Genomic DNA, 19,570 nt, shown 5'->3' on the forward strand with positions numbered 1-19,570 from the left:
CCTCCCGGCTCAAATCCAGGCTGTAACCCGAATGTCTTTTTTGCCAGCAATCGATCCTGCGACAGGGAGCGAAATGAAGCCTGTTCAGCCTCACGTTGACACCTCCGGGACGGAGACCGTTCGTCGCTTCATTCCCATCGACCTGAGCCCTTATGCGAATGCAGGGCCGAAGCAGGCCGCAGACGGCGAGTGGCGCTGGAGCGCGATGGGACCGGTGGTGCGGCAGTGGCCATCGGGCGAGCCTGCCAGCCTGGAAGGCTTTCTGGTGGGGCATCGGTTTTTCCATGGCGTCCCGTTTGATCTCATCGATCCCGCGGTCAACAACGGGCGTTGCTGGCTTGCATTGACCAGCCGGGCTGATCTGCTCGCGCAGCAGGCGACGATTCATTTACCCAAATCACAGCGCGCGGCCGGCATTCTGGTTGCTCATTTTACGGACCTCGAGCAGTCAAACGCAAAGACTGGCGAACTGCTGGCAACCTATACGATTGTGTTCGCCGATGGCGGCCGCGCGGAAATCCCGGTGCGGCGACGATTTGAAATTGCGGGGCGGCAAGGGACGATCGGCACGCAAGCCTATGCCGCATTGCCTCATAGCTGGTACCAGCCGGTGCACGCTCCCTCAGAGCGGCATGACATGCCTGTCGACAGCCGTGCCCGCTTCACCGGCATCACGACCGGGCCAGCGGGCAGCCGGCAGACCTGCTGGTTGATGACACTCGAAAATCCCTCGCCGATGAAGGAGATCGTTGCAATCGAGTTGGCGGCTCGCCATGCCGATGTGGTGCTCATTGCAGGCATCACTCTCTCGACGGATTCAGCCAATCCGCTGCGCCGTGGGCCGCGCGAAGGCGTGATCATCGACCTCGCCGCACTGGCCGATACGAAGATCGAAGAGGCATCTCCTGGTAACTATGAGCCGGGTCTCGGATTTGTCCCGGTCAGCGGTTCGACGTCCCGGGATCTGGCTCTGGCCGTCGACCTGGGGACGATTACCCACTGCTCGGCCTTGCCGTCGGAATCAATCTACGAGTGGCTGGCTGCTCCCGTCAGGGGCTGGGGAGCGCCGGTGCCGAAAGAGCCGGCCTCGCTGATCCATGCGCAGATTACGGCGGCGCAACAAGCCCATCTCCTCCTGCGCCAGGGCGGTTCGCTTCTCAGGTTTCGCTGGCAGGATATTCTGGAAAACAGGTCACCGATCAAGCTGGCCGCTCACGAATGGGTACGGCTCTGCGTGCGCGTGGTGGACGCCAGCGACGGTACGGAGCTGCCCTCACGCGTTCACTTCCGCGGCGCGCATGGCGAGTACCTGCCGCCGCTCGCTCATGCTGCGCTTGTGGACGATGCCTGGGGCCAGAACGTCGGTGCCGATCTCAGGCTGGGCAGCATGAGCTATGCCTACGTGCCCGGCCGTTTCGAGATTATGCTGCCGGTCGGGAAAGTCGCCGCGGAAATCGTTCACGGCTTTGAATACAAGGTCATACGCACGGCTCTCGAAATTAAACCAGGGCAAACCGAACTGCTATTCGAGCTGGAGCGTTGGAGTGATATGCGCCGGCGCGGCTGGTATTGCGGCGACGTCCATGTCCACTTTCTTGATCCGGTCACGGCCGCGCTGGAGAGCGCGGCGGAAGACGTCAACGTCACAAACCTGCTGGCCGCCCAGTGGGGGCGCGGCTTCACAGGTGTCGGGCATGGTATCGCCCGCGAATACAACACTGGTTCATCCGATCGAATAGTGCGCATCGACAGCGAAAATCGTCACCACATGATGGGGGACGTTTTTTTGCTCAACCTCAGGCAACCGGTCCTGCCGCTCTCGAGTGGCGGGCCGGAGCGGGATGAAATCGGCGGCTGGGAGGACGTGAGCCTCGTCGACTGGTGCGCGGCCTGCAAGATGCAGGGGGGCCTCGTGTTCAACCAGCTGACTCCCACTCCGCATGCGGAGGCAACCGCAGCCATTGCGCTCGGGCTGATCGACGCTGTGGAAGTCAGATGGTTCAACTTTGATTTTACGGCCCATCTCCACATCGACGGCCGATGGGGAGAAACGCCTTTTGACTGCCCCGGCGTGCAGCAATGGTACGCCTACCTCAACGCCGGCTACCGTCTGCCTGCTGTCGGCGGAACCGACAAGATGTCCAATGGCACCGCACTGGGCGCGCTGCGCACCTATGCCTTTCTCGGCGATGGCGTGGGTTTTGATTACGCAAAGTGGTGTAGCGCCGTTGCGCAGGGACACAGCTTTGTCTCCACCGGCCCGATGCTGGAGCTGCGCGTCAACGGCAGGATGCCGGGCGAGCAGATTGAACTGGCTGACGGAGGCGGGCAAGTGCGCATCACGGCGCAAGCCCGTTCGGCCCAGCCGTTTGAAGTCATCGACGTGGTGCACAATGGCCAGGTCATAGCCAGCGCGAATGCAGGTGCCGACGGACTCGCGGCTACTCTGGATGCAACAGTCACGATCGACGGCAGTTCATGGCTCGCGGCGCGTTGCTTCGGTCGCGGCAGGTTGCACACGCAACACCCCATCGACATCGGTGCCCATACGTCACCTGTCTACGTCTCGGTGGATAACCGCCGTCAAAGCTCGACAAAGGATGCAAGCTATCTGCTCACGCTGCTGGAGGGGGGCGCAGCCTACCTCGAGAAGCTCGCCGTCTGGCGCAACGAGAGGCAGCGCCGACGCCATCTGGCCCGCCTGGATGAAGGCCGCCAGGCGATTCTGCGCGACCACCCACAGGCACGCCCGCACTGGATGGCAGCGACGGGCGAGAACCCGCATGACTGAATCCCGGCAACGAAGTGTGAGCATTCGGCGAAAAGTCCGGATGGCAGCATACCATGGTCGTGCTGCACCCATCGGGATGCTTTCATGACTTTGTCGAGGCCCGAACCAAAGACCGGGGTGAGGTCGCAGCCCTTCGACCACGAAGAGCTCGTCGCGAATGCCGCCGGCGAGTTCCTGGTGCACGCCCGCCTTGAAGCCGGTGCGCCTGTCGTGCTGTTCCTGCCGGGCGGAGCCCACCTGGCGCGCGTGGCCTATGGTCATCCCGGAGCGCGGCGAGCGGATTTCCTGGATCACCATCTCGAAGCCAGCGGACTGGCGCTGCTCGCCATCTCCTATCCGACCAGCCATCCGGTGTTTTCCAGGCCGGATCCCCTGATGACGTTGTCGCGGTGGGCGGCGGGTGTCGCGGAAATCACGGCGAATCTGGTCGGCCGGCGCCCCGTGCTGGTCGCCGGCTGGAGCATGGCCGGCAAGGGCGTGCTGCGCCTCAACCGTGCCCTGAAGGAGCGCGGTGTCCTCATGACCGGATTTGTGTCGCTTTGCGCGCGACCACCCTGGCCGGGCCTTTCGCCCCGTCTGGCGGAAGGCGAGCCGATCCGGGCAGACGGTCTGTGGGATTCCAGCCTGTACCATTGGAGCACGATCGCGGGACTGGAGGAGGTCAACCGGCAGGCCGGCCGCACGATCATCAGTGCGGAGACACACAGCATCCACTATCACGGCGAGGGCCCGCTGATGCTTCGCGGCGAGGTCGATCGCCTCGGTCCGGATAGCCAGTTCATCAGCGTTGAAGCGGCGCTGGCGGACTCGCAGGCCTTCGTCTTCGAACAGGCGCCGCTTTGCGCTTCGATTTCGCCCACGGCGTCGACCGATGCGGAGCACGCTCTGGCTGACGCCGCGATATGGAGCGCCATTGGTCTGATGGGCCTGCTGCGTAATCATCTCGCAGGAATCGATCTCAACCGGCTGCCGCCGGAGAGCTGGGACCGGCTGCGTGCCCTGGCCGTGGAATGGCCCAGGGCCATGAACCGTACCGTCGAAGGAGGGCACTTCTTCTTTGTCGGTGAAAACGGCGCGGCCGCCACGGCCAGAGCATTGGCCGATCTCAACCGCCGGATGACAGCTTTGACGAATGAACTGCGGGTCATCAGGGATAGCGTACCGCAGCCAGCAGCGGAGGGCCCGCATCACCGGACCTCGACCTAGAACAGCGGGGGGCGAGAATTGTGTGTTCAATGATCGTTCGAACTGCGTGAACCATCCGTCGAGGCTGGCAAACCTGCGCGGGGAGCCGCGCCGCCTGGACGACAGACCTGGAACGCAGCTCGAGCAATTATTCACGCCTCTCTCGTGAATGCCATCAGAAGCCAGCCTCATACAGCCATCGTTCCGATCGCAACTCAAGCGCGGGAAACATGAATATGATTGATCTTCGACGTATCACGTCGCCCAGGACAGCAGGAGCGGATGAATATCTGCGAAGGACGTTGCTGTCGCTGGCACGCCGCTGGGACGGTGCAGACGAGATGCGTCATCATCGACGGCTCGGCAGTCAGGACGATCTGCTCGCGGCGCAAAAGTACCTCGCCAACGGCAACAGAGGTCCCGTCCCGACTGACAGGATATTTCTGGCGAACGGCACCTGGAACGTATTGCTGATCCTTCTCGAGACACTGGTTGGACGCGGCAACTCGATTGCGGTGGAAGCGTCTACCTACTCCCAGGTACGCGACGCGGCGCATATCCTGGGCATCCGCCTTGTGCCGGTCCTGCTCGATGCGAACGGGCTGATTCCTGAAGCCTTTGACAAGGCGTGCCGTATACACAGGCCAAAACTCCTCTACTGTGTGCCGAATGCGCAGAACCCTACCGCATGCACGATTCCACTGGATCGGCGGGCACAGATCGCGGAAATCGCGCGTTCCCATGATGTCCTGATCCTCGAGGATGATCCCCAGGGTCTGGTTCGCGAAGATTTTCCGCCCGGCTTTTCTGACATTGCGCCGGATATTTCCTGGACAGTGATGGGCTTGTCGAAATGCTTTTTCGTCGGTGTGCGGATCGCGTATGTCGTCGCACCCCGGAGATCCGCGATCGAGCAGGTCATGGCCCGGTTCGGCGCGATGGCAATGTGGTACGCGTCCGTTCCCTCAGCGGCCCTTGCCACGCGCGCCATTCTGGAGGGCGCAGCCGCAGATCTGCTTCAGGAGATAAGATCGGAAGGAGTGCGACGACGCGCACTTGTAGCGAAGCTGATGCCCGGGATCTCCGCTTCGAGCATCGGCGCATTGCATGTCTGGTTGAAGAGCGATGTGCTTTCCGGTGACAAACTTGTCGAGCGAGCTCGAATGGAAGGCGTACTGGTGCGAAGCGGCTCCGAATTCGCAGTGGAAAAGCCGGATTGTCTGGACGGAATTCGAGTTTCCCTTGCCGACGTCTCGCTGGAGGCGCTGGAGGAAGGCCTTGCCCGCCTTGCACGAATAGTGGCCAGCGGGCCAGTGTAGTGTTCCTCTCCGGTACGTCATGGCTCGCCTCGCAAGTCTCCTGCTCGTTGACATGCGGCTCGATCAGCGCACATCATCGCCATTGCGATGCACCACTGAGCTGAAAGCAATCTTGAAGATGACTTTCATCAAGAAAGGCATCAGCAGCAACGAGTTCGCCGAACCTTTGCGTGCACCCTCAAGACTGCGCGGTTCTTCTCACGTCGCGAAGCCTTGCGCGTCAACGGCTTGAAGATGCCTCCCACGGGAGCAGGGGCGGCGTCGTGGAGGCTGACGAGACTTTCCCCGGTTTCGTGAAGGGTGCCGAAAAGGGGCGGAACGCCCGGGCTCACAAAATGAGCGCGTCGGATCAGCGCGTAGCTTCCATATCGATAATATGCGTGCTGGCGATCTGTTGCCAACCAACCGGTGAGAGCGCTCGATATGGCCCCTAAGCAGGCGTACCAGAACAGAAAAGCAAAGCCGGGATCATATTGACCCATCGTATTCTGGTTAGGTAGGTTCATCCGGGCTCGTCTGGCGAGGCTGCATCAATGACATCCGGAAAGCAAAGCGTCGAGTCCATGGACGCTCTCGGGCGGAGCATCGAAAAGCATCTCTCCCGGAAATTCGACCAGTTCTACGTCGAGCAAGGTCTTGCCTCGGAACACAGCATCGCGGTCAAGAACGATTTCTTTCGCTCTCTCGATCTAGGCCGATTCAGCATCAGCGCGATTGGCGGCCGTCACGTGACCGAGTGTGAGCAAACCGGTCGGATCATCTTGCAGAAGAAGTAGCGAAGGTTCTCGACCTCGTTAACGAGGCTGATGACATTGGACTTAATCGCCATAGTTCGGATGGAACGGAAAAGGCACTCTCCTCGGCAGGATCACACTTCCAGCATATCGGGCACCTCCCAGGCCAGTTTCGGCTGTGATGGCGAAAATCGCAATGCGACGTGCAGCGCGTTGCTGATCGAGCTCACCGATTGCATTTCCGGCATGGCCGCGGGTCCTTTCGTGTTCCCGCAATGGCCGCGACGGCAGCACCCTGAACAGGGGCTGCCGCTCGACCGGCTCCTGGGCTCGGAGCGCCCGTCTTGTACACGCCTAGAAAAATATGTTGGTGGACACCGAGAAGTTCAAAGCATGTCCGATCTGCGGGGTATACGTGATGGTCGTTGGATTGTTTATGTATGTCAGTCCTACGCTTGTATAAATTCCGGGTCCAAGATGTGCAGTGTATGTTGCCGCGATCGCTTTGCTGTCACCATGAACAAGACTCCCCTTAGCCCGGGCAGCATCCACTGCCAGATTGCTCCAGACAGTATCCGTGGCAACGATCGAGATTTGATCGGTAGGCCGCCAGTCGAATGGTCCGTTTACATAAAAACGAAGCTCGTAATACTGACTGACCTTGTTCAGATCAGGGGGAGCGCCCATCACAGAGAAGCCAGCGTAGATGCCGCGAGATGCCGAATCCTGGGCGTTGGTTTGCAAGAACTGCCTGTCCGCAGCTATGTAATAGAAGGTGTTCGGATCGGTTCTCTGTTGGTTGGGTAGCGCCAGACTTTTGTAGCTGCTGGTGTTGTAACCTGCACCCGCCCTCAGCCAGGTCTGCGGCGAGCCTGGAGCGGCTTTGTTCAGATAGCCGGTTTCATCAAGGTAGAGAACGCCAGCGTTCGTCGTGCTCCAGTTCAGACCCGTGGGGTTCTCGGTGATCTGGGTAAACAGGCCGTCCGGGCTGTCAGCACGCTGGAAAGATACCTTCGTGTACAGGTGATCATTAAAATTGTACTTCAGGTTAAGCGCGGGAGTTGGCGCCGGGGCGGCGCTCAGGCCTCCCTGGAAAAGGATGCTCGACGAGGGACCGAAAACATTTGTTCCCGCATTTCCGCCCACCACTGTGCCGGCGAATTCGTGTGAATTCCGGAGGTAGCCGACCTTGAGTTCGAGCTTCCTGTCCCAAAGGGTCTGATAGTACGAGATCGTGTTGATGCCCAACCGGTCCGGCCCGCCGGGTTGCCATGTCCACGATTGCTCCTCGGCGCCCACGACGATCTGGCCGTCCGGAATGCCATATCGACTGAGATCGTAGGTCACCCACATGTAGTTGACAGTGTTGAACGTCGGATTTTGCCCGTTGTAGAGCTGGTTCGCGATGGTGCTTCTGGCTGCATTCGGCAAAAGATTGTTTGTGTAGGTGACCTGCGACCACAAGAGATAGCCGATGCCGGCTTCGGCCAGCGCAGATCTCACGCCGCCCGCATCCTGAACCACCGTGTCGGCGGGACCGGGTATGCTGACGACCAGGCCTTTTTCACGGAGCTTCTCGAATTTTGCGAACGGGTCCGGCTTCCTCTGAACCGTGTAGTTCGTTACTTCATCCGCGCCGCGGCTTTTGACGGCGGCCGGCGACCGCGCCGGGATGTCGACGTGCCGCACCGCTGTCTTTTTGTGGCGATGATCTGCTCCCGAGACCGGGTCCTGTTTCCCCTGAAGCGCTCGTTTCCCGGCCTCATCCTGGGGATTGCCCTTCGGATCCAGGACACTGGCCGCCTGTGCCGGCACAGGATTGCCGGCAAGCCACGCTGCCGTCGACAGCGCGATGACAAGGCTGCCCTGTTTTGTGATTGGTCGGGGCCGGACATTGTCCGCAGGCGCGTACAGCTCACTGTGATGCTCGTGCCGAACGCATGTGCTCGTAGCACGGTCTCTGATCTTGACTCGCATAATACCCCCGAACATTAGGACCCTTGGCGCAGGATCCATCGCATCCGGAGCGCTACAAATGGATGACTATAATCAACTAATTCGATGCGAACTCAGGAAGATGCGATGGTTCGGGTCGCCTGTAACAAGCAACATCGGAAGAGGCGTGGTGATCCTCTCCTGATGCGGCAGGTGTTTTTGACCGTCGTCTTCATGCCTGCGCGAACCGGGCGGGCAGTGGACCGCGAGCTTCTGTCATGTTCAGTCTGACCGTGACGTTGTGTTCGCCAGGCGCGACAATTCTCTCACCCGAAGGCTGCACTTCCTGGAGGGCACGGCGTTCATGTTCATTGAGTATCTGGTGCGCGTTTGATGCCTCGTGGACCCGGACCAATCTCATATCGACCCCTTGCGGAGATCGGCGGTCCTCATTTCCTGCAATCGGCCAGATCCTGACGCAGCTCTCGGTTTGTCTCCTGAGCCGAGCCGTGAGGGCGAATGAAACCGGAAGCCTTGCACTTGAGAAGATCCGCGAGGCGCAGGTAGAGCGACCGCGAAAAAGGCAGAATCTGACCTGATGGCGAGGCGCCTTACAGAATTGTGCTTTCCCGGATGCGTGCCCCGTACTTCCAGATGATCGACGTACCAGGCAGCCGGACCTTTGACGTCAGGTGGATGCCGCTCCTTATGGGCTTGATCAACACTGCTCGTGAACGCGCCAGAAATGCACCCGTCGACAAGGGCGGTGTCGACCAACAACACGGAACTGCGGCATGCGTCCGCAACAGCAGTCTGGACCTGATTTGGCGGACCTCACTCACTACTGTCCGCAATCAACCTGCCTGATGTCTGGAATCTGCCACGCCATCCTGCAGTACTGGCATCAGGCCACAGAAGGCGAGCGAGTCTTCCGGGCCGCACCTTGGCCTGCATACTGCATCGCCAACTTCAGAATACGACAGGGGAGACGCAGCGTCTGCGGCTGTAGTAGCCAGGGCAAGACGCATGTCGAGCAGGGACGCAAATCACGCCAAAAGCGTTTTGAGAATAATTGACCCTCTGCACGCACGTGAACGGGTGGGACCGGAACCGGCGGCCTTCAGAGCGGGAGTCCAATGATCCTCAGCGATCGAACCGGCTCAACGAGGGACGGGCGCTTGCGCGCGGTGCCAGGCTGAACCGGTGAACGGGATCTCTCTGGAAGCTGGATTCTGAGAGTGAACCGTGGGGCGCAGCAACAGAATGGAGGTTCGATGCGCATCTGCGGTATCAAATTGACACATGACGGAGCGATCGCCCTCATCGAGAACGGGCGCCTTGTTTTCTGTATCGAGCAGGAAAAGCGAGGTAACAATCTGCGCTATCAGCATATTGGCGAGCTGGATGAAATTGTAGCCGCTCTGGCCGGGCAGGGTCTTGGTCCGAAGGATGTCGATGAGTTTGTCATCGACGGTTGGCCCGGAAACCCGGAGGCGCGGTTCGATGTCCTGAGTGGTGGCAAGCCTGTCACTCTCAAAGGGGCGCCCTATCTTGAGCCACACGCCGGCGGTCTGCTCAATGCGCGCGATGACTCAGGCCTGATGCTGGGTGGTGAGAACCTGCCTTACAGGAGCTATCCACATGTGACGGGGCATCTGGCCTCCGCTTACTGCACGAGCCCGTTTGCGAAGGCGGGACAACCGGCGCTCTGCCTCGTGTGGGACGGCGGCATACCTCCGCGCCTTTATCATGTAGAGCGCCGCGAGGCCCGCTTTGTTGACTACCTGTTTCCGATGATCGGACATGCCTATGTGGTGGCGGGCCACAAGTTTGGTCCCTACAAAAGATCGAACCGCTCCGGAGGGGGAGACCGGAGCATTGCCGGCAAGGTGATGGCCTACATCGCGCTCGGCTCGTTTGATGAAGCTGCCGTGGCGATGTTTCAAAAGCTCTACGAGGAGCGCCTTGCGGCGGACGACAGGCTCGGTCGCAATTACAGTGGCGACGTCACGAGCATCGATTACGCACTTGCAGCCCTGCATGATCTTTTCGAGATCAGCATCGCCAGGCTGAGGGACCACTCGCCCGAAGATGTGCTTGCATCTTTTCATTGCTTTCTCGAGCGTATGCTCGTCCGGGAAATGACAGCCGCCTTGCGGCGTCATCCGTACCTCGCGGGAAAACGAAATCTGTGTATTGCCGGCGGCTGCGGCCTCAACATCAAATGGAACACGGCGCTGCGCGCGTCAGATCTGTTCGATGCTGTCTGGGTGCCGCCGTTTCCGAATGACAGCGGGTCGGCAATCGGCGCTGCCTGCTCCGCCCTGGCAAAGGACAAGGGTTTCGTGCCGCTGGAATGGTCCGTCTACAGTGGCCCGGCTCTGCTGCACGGCGATGTACCGCCCGAATGGCAGCCGTCGCCATGCAGCATGCGTGAACTTGCGAGCATCCTGGCGGACAACCGCCCGGTGGTGTTCCTTGCTGGCCGCGCGGAGCTCGGTCCGAGAGCACTGGGGGGTAGAAGTATTCTTGCCGCCGCGACCTCTGCAGGAATGAAGGACCATCTCAACGGCATCAAACGTCGGGAACACTTCCGTCCCGTGGCGCCGATTTGCCTGGAGGATCGAGCGGCGGAATTTTTCAGCCCCGGAACGCCGGACCGCTATATGCTTTTCGAACATCAGACGCGGGCTGAACTGCGAAGCAGAATCCCTGCTGCTGTGCACCTCGACGGGTCCGCGCGATTGCAGACAATCCCGAGAGACTCCCTGCACAAGGTCGCCGGGCTTCTCGTCGAGTATGAAAAGCTTACCGGCATTCCGCTGCTCTGCAACACGAGCGCCAATCACCATGGATGCGGCTTCTTTCCCGACGTCGCAGCCGCGTGTCGCTGGGGACGCGTCGAATACATATGGAGCGAAGGCCTGCTCTGGACGAGGACGCGGGTGAACGAAACACGCCATTCCAGTTAGGATGCCTGCATATTCGTTTTATTGCCGAGGCGACCAGGCGGTAAGGACCACGTCGATGGTGGTCGTGGGCGTCGTGCTGTGATGAGCTGTAACCAGAACGCTGCATGGACTACGGCGATCTCGATTGCTCGCTCTGATCCTGTGGCTGGAGCACCATCGTATTCCGGGCAGGCGAACCCGCAGATAATCCTGCTGCACCGTCGGACACGCTTGTCAAGCCGTACGCCACCGGATGAACTGGCTCTCGCTCAGAGACTTGAGCCTCGGGCTCGATATCCGATCAAGGTCGTGATGTGACCCCGGTCCATGAAAGATCCGGACGGCGAGTACAACAGCAACAGCCGACGAATGCGTGTCAAAAACCCGTCGCGCCGCGGCCCCAGAGTACCTGGTGCGCCCATTGCGGTCGAGGACAGCCAGCCAAGTAGGTCATCAATAGTCCAGTGGTACTGGTAATAGTGGCGAAGTTCTGTGATTTCGCTGAAATCGGAAGCGCGAAGGACTTCCCGGTGAGACTCTGTCAGTAAAGGGCGAACGCCTCCAGGACCTGCAGGCAAGCTTCCGCCCCAGAAGTCTGTAATGTCGCTTACCATCGCATTATACCATTCTCCAGGTTCGGAATGCTCCCGCACGCGGTCGATGATCGCCACGCATCCATCAGGTTTCAGCGTTTGCGCCAGCTTTGCCAGGACCCCGGGTCGGTCCATCCAGTGAAAGGAGAGAGCGATTGTTGCGATTTCGAATGACGACGGTGGCAATTGCAGACCTTCAGACGTCGACACCAGGAACTCCAGATTGCCGATTCCCAGCATCCTCGCCATTCGCCTCCCTTCCCCGACCATCTCGCCGCTGGGATCGACGGAAAGCACGTGCGCAACAGATCGCGCCAGAGGAACGCCGATCTGCCCCGTGCCGGCGCCGAGATCAAGTACACGGCTGCTGGTGGTGAGGTTGCAAACCCGGATCAACGATCTGAAGGCGTCCTCTGGATAGGGCACCGCGTGCCGGGCGTAGTAGGGTGCAGCACCACTGAATATCTCACCCGCAATCATGACTGCCTCCCGACATCTGCTCTGAATTCTGCTCACCATCGCTCCAGGCGAGGAACCGGGATGCCGTCGACCGGACGATCGAAGATGTTCATCGCCCGAGATCCTGCGATGTTCGATATCACGTGTCGTAGAAGCGCGGCTCTCCGGGGAACCCTGCGCTTGGTGATCCCGACATTCCCACCGGCCGAATGGCGTGCCGGATCATCCCTCCGTAAGGCCGAAGGTGAAGTTGGTCTGGGCGCGCTCTCCCTCTGCAGGTTGCAGCCGACGGATCGATATCCGCGCTTGTGCAAGCTGACTGTTGTAGAGGGATCGATACTTGCATGCAGTACCGCCTACATCAATCGCTCAACGACGGTAGTTGACCGTGTGCCCTCGTTGTGTCGCGGCGAAACGGAACATTCGTTCACAATACAAACATTCAGTTCGCGAACGGCGTGTCGACCTTGAGATCCCAGTACCAGGTAGCAAACGAGGGCACAGGGCGCTCGAGTTCAGCCGCAACCTGGATTGCCAGTGCAAGGCTGCTTCCGATGACGGCGCAAAAGTCCGCGAAGCCATGGGTCAGAAGTGAATGGCACTGGCGTCAGCGACACGGCGAAGTAGACGGCGCGTACTTCGGAGGTCACGTTTACCCGGCGAACTGCTAGTCAACCGCCGCGACCGTCATTTGGTGCAGAACCAAACAGGCAAGCGCACAGCGTCGTCGTCACGTTCGGGCGGGCAATACGCAATCAAGTTACTGGGTTCTGAACGTCCAGGCGCCTTCAAGATAATAGACAGTCTTGAAGCGGTGTGTTGCGCGCGTCCGGAACGGTCAGCCGCTACCCATTTTGGCGGGTGGCGCTCCCTCCGTTTTTCCTTCAACTGCAATAATCATGAGGCCCACGGTGGTTCGCCGCTCCAATGTCACTTGATCGGTTTCTCGACGTACCTTGTCAGGTTGGCTTTGTCAGTGAGAGTGAGTCCCCGCCGGACAGATTGATGCGCCGGCGCGAGCCTCGAGCCGGCGCATCCTTTTGCACAATCAACCTGCCGGACGCTGCGCGTGAGGTATCTGGTCCGAATGGAGGTGGGCATGGGGCGCAAGGGCGACATGAAACTGGGACTGTTCCTCAATCAGGCGGGTTATCACGAAGGCGCATGGCGCGATCAGGGCGTGCCTGCGAATGGCGGGATTGATATCGACAATTATGCTCATCTGGCGGGGCTCGCTGAAGGTGTGGCATTTCACTTCATATTCCTGGCCGATACGCCAAGCGTAATGGAGCCAGATCCGGCAGCGATTGCCCGTGCAGGCCGGAATGACGGGTTCGAGCCGATCACACTCCTGTCGTCGCTTTCATCGAGAACCAGAAACATCGGCCTTGTCGCGACTGCGACAACGACGTACCAGCAGCCTTATCATCTTGCACGCATGCTCGCCTCACTCGACCATCTGTCAGGGGGACGTGCGGCCTGGAACATTGTTACTTCGGGTCATAAATTCGAAGCCGCCAATTTCGGCCAGGAGGAGCTTCCCGATCATGACACGCGCTATGCGCGAGCGAAGGAGTTCGTCCGGATCGTCAAGGGACTTTGGGACACATGGGAAGACGACGCTTTCATCCGGGACAAGAAAACCGGCATTTTCGTCGATACCACGAAGCTGCACTGGCTGAATTACCGGGGGGACTTCCTGTCAGTCAGAGGTCCGCTTAACGTCGCAAGGCCACCGCAAGGGTATCCCGTGCTCGTCCAGGCTGGCGCATCCGACGCCGGTGTATCGTTCGCTGCAGAATTCGCCGAAATCGTATTCACCGCCGAGCCGTTTCTGGATGGAGGCAAGCGATTCTACGCAACGCTGAAAAGGAAAACTCGCGCGCTCGGGCGGGAAGACGCCGAAGTGCTGGTCATGCCGGGCATTATCCCGATCGTTGGCAGGACCAGAGAGGAGGCGTTCGGGATTCTGCGAAGGCTGCAGGCCTATACGCATATCGACGCTCAAATGGGATTGGCCGATCGCGTCCTGGGTTCCGTTGTGGATCTGCGTTCAGTTGATCTTGACGCCAAAGTCCCTGAGGCGTTGCCGCCGACAAATCTCGTCCAGAGTCGACAGAAGCTGCTGCTCGAGGTGGCGGCAAGCCAGAAAATGACCTGGCGACAACTGATCCGCTTCATATCGGACAGCAAAGGCCACCTGATGGTCGTGGGAACACCGGATGAAATTGCCGATGCGATGATAGATGCCGTCGACGAGAATGCAGCCGACGGCTTCAACGTAATGCCCGCGACGTTCCCTGGCGGGCTCAAGGACTTTGTCGAGCTTGTCGTCCCCGAATTGCGCCGACGCGGAAAATTCAGATCTGGTTATTCAGGACAAACACTGCGGGAGAATATCGGTTTGAAGCGGCCGCCCAACGGATTCTTGTGCGCAGGTGGAAGATACGTCGATGAAGGCCCTGGCTGAATCTTCGGGTCTGGAAGATCAAAGCGGGGTGCTATTCATTTTCAGCTCGATGCCGGCGCCGGATATGCGAGGATCAGTGACGATCAAGGTCTGTATCCGAGCAATGTCGTGATGTAACCCTGCTCTACAAAAGAGCCGGCCGGCGAACAGGACTGCAAGAATCGCCGCATACGTGCGGTAAATTCGTCACGACGAGAACCCAGAGTACCCGGGGCACCTGCAGACGTTGAATAAAGGTAACCCAGAAGGTCGTCGATGTTCCATTCATGCGCGTAATAGTGACGTAGCTCTGTTATTTCGTTGAAAGCGGACGCGCTGAGCATCTCACGGTGCGACACCGTCATTTGCCGAACCGTTCCAGGGCCTGCCGGAAAGCTTCCTCCCCAGAAATCTCTCATTTCGTTCCACATGGCAGTGATCCATCCATCGGGTTTCGAGCCGTAGCGCTCGCGATCGATGATCGCAACGCACCCATCGCGCTCCAGCATTCGGCGCAGCTTCGCCAATACCCTGTCTCGCTCCATCCAGTGAAACGAGCTTGCAGCCGTCGCAATGTGAAACAACGATGCCTGTTCTGGTAGATCTTCAGAGCTTGATCTGACAAACCGTATATTCGTAACTCCCCCGGCTTGCGCCGTTTGCCTTGCTTCCTCGATCATTTCATCACTGGGATCGACGGACAGCACGTCCGAAATCGAATGAGCGAGGGGAATGCTGATCTGCCCCGTCCCCGCACCGAGGTCGATCGCGCGGCTGCCGTCTGCGAGGCGGCAAACGCGAACCAATGATCGGAACAGGTCTTGCGGATAACCGAGCCTGTGTCGCGCGTAGTATGGCGCCGCGCCGCGAAACAATTCACTGGCTTGCATCATGCCGTCTCCGTTGGTCCCGTCCTGATCGTGCGGTGCTGTTACGAATTGAACGACCAGGGACGCGAATGCTCGTCTGAGGCCACATTTGTTCAGCAGCGATCAACCGTTTGGCATTTGTTGTGATCTCGCCGCATCATGGGTACCAACGGCACAGGATCGGCGATATTCTGTCAGCGTCCTAGGTCGAGATGATCTTCGCCAGAATTGCCAGACCGCGTCGCAGATCGTCCTCGTTACGGGTTTCGCAGTATGACACCCGAAGTCCGTGCATCGCTTCGGTTAACGTCGGCTCGGCCGCAAACTGAAACCCTGGACGGACAAGTACACCTGACGCCAGAGCTTCCGTCGCCAGGTCCCTCGCGTCCGACCGGGTCGGGACCCAGACGTGAAGTCCGAGCGGTCCCCTGGCGAGGTCAGGTCTTTGCAGGACATCCGCCACAATCCGGCGACGAACCGCCGCGATCTTCCGAATGTTTGCTGTGGCCCCATGCGCGATTCCATTCGCAACGAAGGCCTGGGCCAGCTCCGCGTGTAGTGCAGCCACAAACCACATCGACATCTTGCCGAACCTGTCCATCAATGCGGCTGCATCCTCTGCTCGCGGCGCCATCAAGAACGCGACTCGCATTCCCATCACGACCGTTTTGGCCAGGCCCATCACATACCAGGTAAGCTCGGGAGCAAGTGTTGCAATCGGAGCGCCTGCGTCCTCGACCATAAGCGCCTGTACGTCGTCTTCGATGATAAGAACATTATATCGTCGCGCAATCGTGGCTATCTCCAGTCGTCGTTCCGGAGGCATCACGATCGCAGTGGGATTCTGCACAGTCGGAATTGTGTAGAGAACCCTGGGCGCCTTGGTCTTTCGGCAAAGGTCCTCGAACGCGTTCGGATCCAGCCCGTCACGGTCCATAGGTATGCCCCTGATATTGAAGGCCAGAATCCCGGATAGCGCCTGCATATTGGGGTAGGTCATCTCTTCGGTGAGCAAGGTGCCGCTTCTGCCCACCAGTTGATTTAGCAGCAGGAACAGGACGTTCAGGGTGCCGTTGGTAACGATCATGCGATCGATGTCCGGCGTGAATGCCAATCGCTGGGAGATCCATTCAGCGCCGGTTCGTCGATCTTCCCCGGTTCCGCGCGGTCTGTTTGTTCTTAGCAGTCCTCCGGCGTCTGTTCGGTGAAGTCGCGCCTCAACGCTCCTTCCGAGCCCCGCCTCGAGGGCGGGAACGATTGGTGGTACGGCTCGTGACAGGTCGACAACGTCGTTTCGCATTGCATGTCTCCTTGCGCATTGGGGAGCCGGTTAACCGGAAATGATCGCGCGGATTGCCAGGGTCGCCGATGCTGTGACGCTGAACAGAAGAATTGCGATGTACATCGGGCGGGTCGGGGCCGGCACACGAATTGATGAAACGTGGAGCACGGCGATTGCGGAAAACGAGCCGAGGAGCAGCCAGGAGAACAATGGCTGCTTCACAAGGGGCTCCAGCAAGACGAAGAGTGCAAGGAGCGGAACGTCGTAAGACAACGGCAGACCCGTAAAGCAGCGATCCGCTGACAGACCAGTGATGCCAAAGTAGCTCAGACGGAGGGCGCCTGCGAGAAGCAGCGTTGTCCCCAGAGCCGCAGATAGAGGGGTAACGCCGTGCAAATGCAGTATTGCGATCGAGGGAAATACTGCGCCATATACAAGGTCGGAGAAGCCATCCAGGCTCTTGCCCATCTTTCCGGCTGTTTCGGAACGGTTCCGGATCTGACCCGCGACGACTCCGTCGAGATGGTCTGCGAGCATTGCCCAGAGGGCGATTGCAACGGCAAGTTCGATGCGACCGTCCATCGCAAGAGACAAGGCGACCCCTGACAATATCACGCCCGACGCAGTGATCGCATTGGCCGGATCAAGCAAATACCGGAGCATATCCCTCACTCAGTGCAATCGATCATATCCGGGGTGCGGCCTGTCGCCCTGCTGTGATCTGGTCAGCGAACAGGTTGTTGGCGATGCAAAGATCGTCAGCCGTGTCGATCTCCCACCAGCGCAGGTGGTCGCATCGCGATGCCGCGAGCCGCAGGTCCCGCCGTTCGATCAGAAACGCGAGGAGCTCTTCTGTGTACGCCCGGGTAGCTCCCGATCCGATAATATCGTCGAGCGCCGGAACAACCGTCGTCTGGAGCGTGGATGCCGAGAGGCGAAGCAGGTTCAGCGTCTTGAAAAGCATCGGTCCGCCGGCTGGCAGGTCGGCGCCGGACTGTTTCATGCGAAAGCCCGAGATGAACCCGCATTCGGAAAGCAGGACTGCAGATCCCTGCATTGTTGCCTGAAATGGCGCGACGGCCGCTACGTCACGAGATGAATCCCGGGCCAGACAGTGCAGCGTGTCCTCCTCGAAAAAGACGTCACCCTCCAGGAGGTAGATGCCGCCGCGCAGGAGTGCGTCGCGTGCCAGCCAGAGCGAATATGCGCTGCCCGTGCGGTCGAAGACCGAAGACTCCACGTAGTCGATCTTCAGCTCACCGAACCGACTGCCACACGCATATTGAATTGCGTCTTTTCGGTAGCCGACGACGATCGTCACTTCCCGGACGCCGACCGTCTCCAGATGTCGCAGGGCGTTGTAGAGTATCGGCGTTCCATTGACCTCGACCAATGGCTTTGGTCGCAGATCGGTTAGTGGTCGCAAGCGGGAGCCGACGCCGGCGGCAAGAATGACGGCATGTTCAGGATCGGTGCTCGCCATTCGAGTATCCTTCGGTGTCCGGCGCGCCGCGTCGTCAATTCGGGTTTGGTCGTCGGTGAGAAAGCCGTGCGTTGCGTCAGGCGTCTGACGCTTCATTCAGCGTGTCGGCTCTGTTTGCTGCCGTAGCGAAGTTGGCGATCACCATCCCGTTCAAGCAGGCTGGTCATCCTGCAGGGCGGACGTTTCTGGTGGCTGGATGGTCAGTCCTTGAGACGGTGAGGCGATTGAGAGAAGGGATGGCGGTAATGCATGGCGAATACGGCGGGACAGGTCCGTCGTTCGACGTTATGCGCATTGAAAGGAGCGTCGAGACGTTCGCTTCGAATCGGAAGCCGGGCGACTTCATGACAGCAGTCCTTCAAAATCATTGCTGCTTTGTTCATGACGCTCAAAGCGTCGTCGCCCTGGCAGATATCGCGCTTCCGCATCAGCGAGTTCATCGTACCTGAATAGCTCGAAGATCTCATCCAGCGTAGCAATCGTGGGCTCAATGCTGGCAGTACTCTCCTCAGCGACAATGCGACTGCAGACCTGCCGCATTGCCGCTATTGCGGCCCGCAGGGAGTGATTGGCCCAGATTACCGTGGAAATATGGGCCCTTCGATATGCCGATACCGGCGTTCGGTAGTACTTTGTTGGAACGATGACGACCGGTAACTTGTTCTGCCAGGCCCGCGCGAACGCGAAGATCTCGTCCGCGGCGGTTCTTCGCGAGTGAATGAGGATCGCATCAGATCCTGCGTCGGCATAAGCGTGGGCGCGGGAGATCGCCTCGTCGATTTCGTGCCCGGCTATGAGGGATTCGATACGGGCCACCAGGATCAGATCGTCCGCCACACTGTCCTTTACGGCGCGCAGGCGGCCGGAGAACTCATCAATGTCGGCGAGGGGATGCCGATCGCCGAGCAGCGAGTTCGTTTTCGGAAAGCAGCTGTCTTCCAGCGTGATGCCGGCCGCGCCACACTGGCGGAGTTTGCGAGCCAGCAGACGGGCGTTATTGAAGTTCCCGAAGCCGCCATCCCCGTCGACGAGAACCGGCAACCGGCTGGAGTCCACGATCCGGCCGACTACATCGACAAGCTGGCTCCACGATGCCTCATTTGCGTCCCGATAACCCAGCGAGGACGCGATCGACAGCCCCGATGCCCAGAGGCCCTTGAAACCTGCGCGCTCCGCGATCGCGGCGGAGAGCCCATCATGCGCTTCCATGAGGAAAGAGAGTTCGCCGCTGCAACAGACCTGAGAGCGCATCAGTTCGGCATATGACGGGTCTGTGGACTGGACACGACCGTTGGCGAGGACAGAAGCTGATGGGGCCTGCATACCGGATCCTTGTGCGCTTGACCGGCCGACGTTCGTCAGTGAACGTGACATGTGTCTGACATCTGGATCAATGACGAGTGCTGGTAGTTGACCGGAGTTCAAATTGATGGGCAATCGCTGAAGATTGCGGGCACGGCTGAACTTCCGCGATCACGACACGTTCGACCCTTGCTGGCGGAAATTGCGTTGACCTTGCT

At 59.6% G+C, this 19,570-nt stretch carries 13 protein-coding genes; 6 read left to right on the plus strand and 7 right to left on the minus strand.

Annotated elements, in window-relative coordinates; translation table 11 throughout:
• Window positions 1-73: 73 nt before the first annotated feature.
• The 4 genes from ACVIHF_RS03350 (at window position 74) to ACVIHF_RS03365 (ending at window position 6,071) form a co-directional block, all read left to right on the plus strand.
• Window positions 74-2,791: a CehA/McbA family metallohydrolase gene (locus ACVIHF_RS03350; protein ID WP_456791609.1), complete on the plus strand. Its 2,718-nt coding sequence runs from the start codon at window positions 74-76 to the stop codon at window positions 2,789-2,791.
• A gap of 84 nt (window positions 2,792-2,875) precedes the next feature.
• On the plus strand, window positions 2,876-3,997 hold the full coding sequence (locus ACVIHF_RS03355) for a hypothetical protein (protein WP_456791610.1): 1,122 nt from the start codon (window positions 2,876-2,878) through the stop codon (window positions 3,995-3,997).
• Between the two features lie 215 nt (window positions 3,998-4,212).
• Window positions 4,213-5,295 (plus strand): aminotransferase-like domain-containing protein, encoded by a 1,083-nt coding sequence (locus tag ACVIHF_RS03360; protein ID WP_456791611.1) that lies wholly within the window; start codon window positions 4,213-4,215, stop codon window positions 5,293-5,295.
• Between the two features lie 533 nt (window positions 5,296-5,828).
• Window positions 5,829-6,071, plus strand: coding sequence for a hypothetical protein (locus tag ACVIHF_RS03365; protein ID WP_456791612.1), 243 nt, complete (start codon window positions 5,829-5,831; stop codon window positions 6,069-6,071).
• Window positions 6,072-6,383: 312 nt separating this feature from the next.
• On the opposite strand, the gene ACVIHF_RS03370 is transcribed toward ACVIHF_RS03365, so the two are convergent.
• Window positions 6,384-8,006: a carbohydrate porin gene (locus tag ACVIHF_RS03370; protein WP_456791613.1), complete on the minus strand. Its 1,623-nt coding sequence runs from the start codon at window positions 8,004-8,006 to the stop codon at window positions 6,384-6,386.
• Between the two features lie 1,232 nt (window positions 8,007-9,238).
• Here ACVIHF_RS03370 and nodU point away from each other — a divergent pair.
• Window positions 9,239-10,936, plus strand: coding sequence for a nodulation protein NodU (gene nodU, locus ACVIHF_RS03375; RefSeq protein WP_456791614.1), 1,698 nt, complete (start codon window positions 9,239-9,241; stop codon window positions 10,934-10,936).
• A 248-nt stretch (window positions 10,937-11,184) separates the two neighbouring features.
• On the opposite strand, the gene ACVIHF_RS03380 is transcribed toward nodU, so the two are convergent.
• Window positions 11,185-11,988 carry a class I SAM-dependent methyltransferase gene (locus ACVIHF_RS03380; protein ID WP_456791615.1) on the minus strand — a complete coding sequence of 268 codons (804 nt, stop codon included), beginning with the start codon at window positions 11,986-11,988 and terminating at the stop codon, window positions 11,185-11,187.
• Between the two features lie 1,078 nt (window positions 11,989-13,066).
• On the opposite strand from ACVIHF_RS03380, the gene ACVIHF_RS03385 reads away from it, so the two are divergent.
• A complete protein-coding gene (locus ACVIHF_RS03385; RefSeq protein WP_456791616.1) occupies window positions 13,067-14,437 on the plus strand; it encodes an LLM class flavin-dependent oxidoreductase in 1,371 nt (456 codons plus the stop codon).
• 83 nt (window positions 14,438-14,520) lie between these two features.
• Here the strand turns inward: ACVIHF_RS03385 and ACVIHF_RS03390 are convergent, their stop codons facing one another.
• From ACVIHF_RS03390 to aepX, 5 genes are all read right to left on the minus strand, one after another.
• Complete coding sequence (locus ACVIHF_RS03390; protein ID WP_456791617.1) at window positions 14,521-15,309, minus strand: class I SAM-dependent methyltransferase; 789 nt, start codon at window positions 15,307-15,309, stop codon at window positions 14,521-14,523.
• Window positions 15,310-15,487: 178 nt separating this feature from the next.
• Window positions 15,488-16,585: an aminotransferase-like domain-containing protein gene (locus tag ACVIHF_RS03395; protein ID WP_456791618.1), complete on the minus strand. Its 1,098-nt coding sequence runs from the start codon at window positions 16,583-16,585 to the stop codon at window positions 15,488-15,490.
• A gap of 30 nt (window positions 16,586-16,615) precedes the next feature.
• The gene (locus tag ACVIHF_RS03400; protein ID WP_456791619.1) at window positions 16,616-17,230 is read right to left on the minus strand and encodes a CDP-alcohol phosphatidyltransferase family protein; all 615 of its coding nucleotides are present in this window, start codon (window positions 17,228-17,230) and stop codon (window positions 16,616-16,618) included.
• A gap of 22 nt (window positions 17,231-17,252) precedes the next feature.
• Complete coding sequence (locus tag ACVIHF_RS03405; RefSeq protein ID WP_456794061.1) at window positions 17,253-18,050, minus strand: phosphocholine cytidylyltransferase family protein; 798 nt, start codon at window positions 18,048-18,050, stop codon at window positions 17,253-17,255.
• 342 nt (window positions 18,051-18,392) lie between these two features.
• Window positions 18,393-19,301, minus strand: coding sequence for a phosphoenolpyruvate mutase (gene aepX / locus ACVIHF_RS03410; protein ID WP_456794062.1), 909 nt, complete (start codon window positions 19,299-19,301; stop codon window positions 18,393-18,395).
• Window positions 19,302-19,570 lie beyond the last annotated feature (269 nt).

This window comes from Bradyrhizobium sp. USDA 4506 (genome assembly GCF_054058795.1).

Coding starts and splice junctions, on each gene's coding strand:
- ACVIHF_RS03350 (WP_456791609.1), top strand. CDS start 74: ATGAAGCCTGTTCAGCCTCACGTTGACACCTCCGGGACGGAGACCGTT.
- ACVIHF_RS03355 (WP_456791610.1), top strand. CDS start 2,876: ATGACTTTGTCGAGGCCCGAACCAAAGACCGGGGTGAGGTCGCAGCCC.
- ACVIHF_RS03360 (WP_456791611.1), top strand. CDS start 4,213: ATGATTGATCTTCGACGTATCACGTCGCCCAGGACAGCAGGAGCGGAT.
- ACVIHF_RS03365 (WP_456791612.1), top strand. CDS start 5,829: ATGACATCCGGAAAGCAAAGCGTCGAGTCCATGGACGCTCTCGGGCGG.
- ACVIHF_RS03370 (WP_456791613.1), bottom strand. CDS start 8,006: ATGCGAGTCAAGATCAGAGACCGTGCTACGAGCACATGCGTTCGGCAC.
- nodU (WP_456791614.1), top strand. CDS start 9,239: ATGCGCATCTGCGGTATCAAATTGACACATGACGGAGCGATCGCCCTC.
- ACVIHF_RS03380 (WP_456791615.1), bottom strand. CDS start 11,988: ATGATTGCGGGTGAGATATTCAGTGGTGCTGCACCCTACTACGCCCGG.
- ACVIHF_RS03385 (WP_456791616.1), top strand. CDS start 13,067: ATGGGGCGCAAGGGCGACATGAAACTGGGACTGTTCCTCAATCAGGCG.
- ACVIHF_RS03390 (WP_456791617.1), bottom strand. CDS start 15,309: ATGATGCAAGCCAGTGAATTGTTTCGCGGCGCGGCGCCATACTACGCG.
- ACVIHF_RS03395 (WP_456791618.1), bottom strand. CDS start 16,585: ATGCGAAACGACGTTGTCGACCTGTCACGAGCCGTACCACCAATCGTT.
- ACVIHF_RS03400 (WP_456791619.1), bottom strand. CDS start 17,230: ATGCTCCGGTATTTGCTTGATCCGGCCAATGCGATCACTGCGTCGGGC.
- ACVIHF_RS03405 (WP_456794061.1), bottom strand. CDS start 18,050: ATGGCGAGCACCGATCCTGAACATGCCGTCATTCTTGCCGCCGGCGTC.
- aepX (WP_456794062.1), bottom strand. CDS start 19,301: ATGCGCTCTCAGGTCTGTTGCAGCGGCGAACTCTCTTTCCTCATGGAA.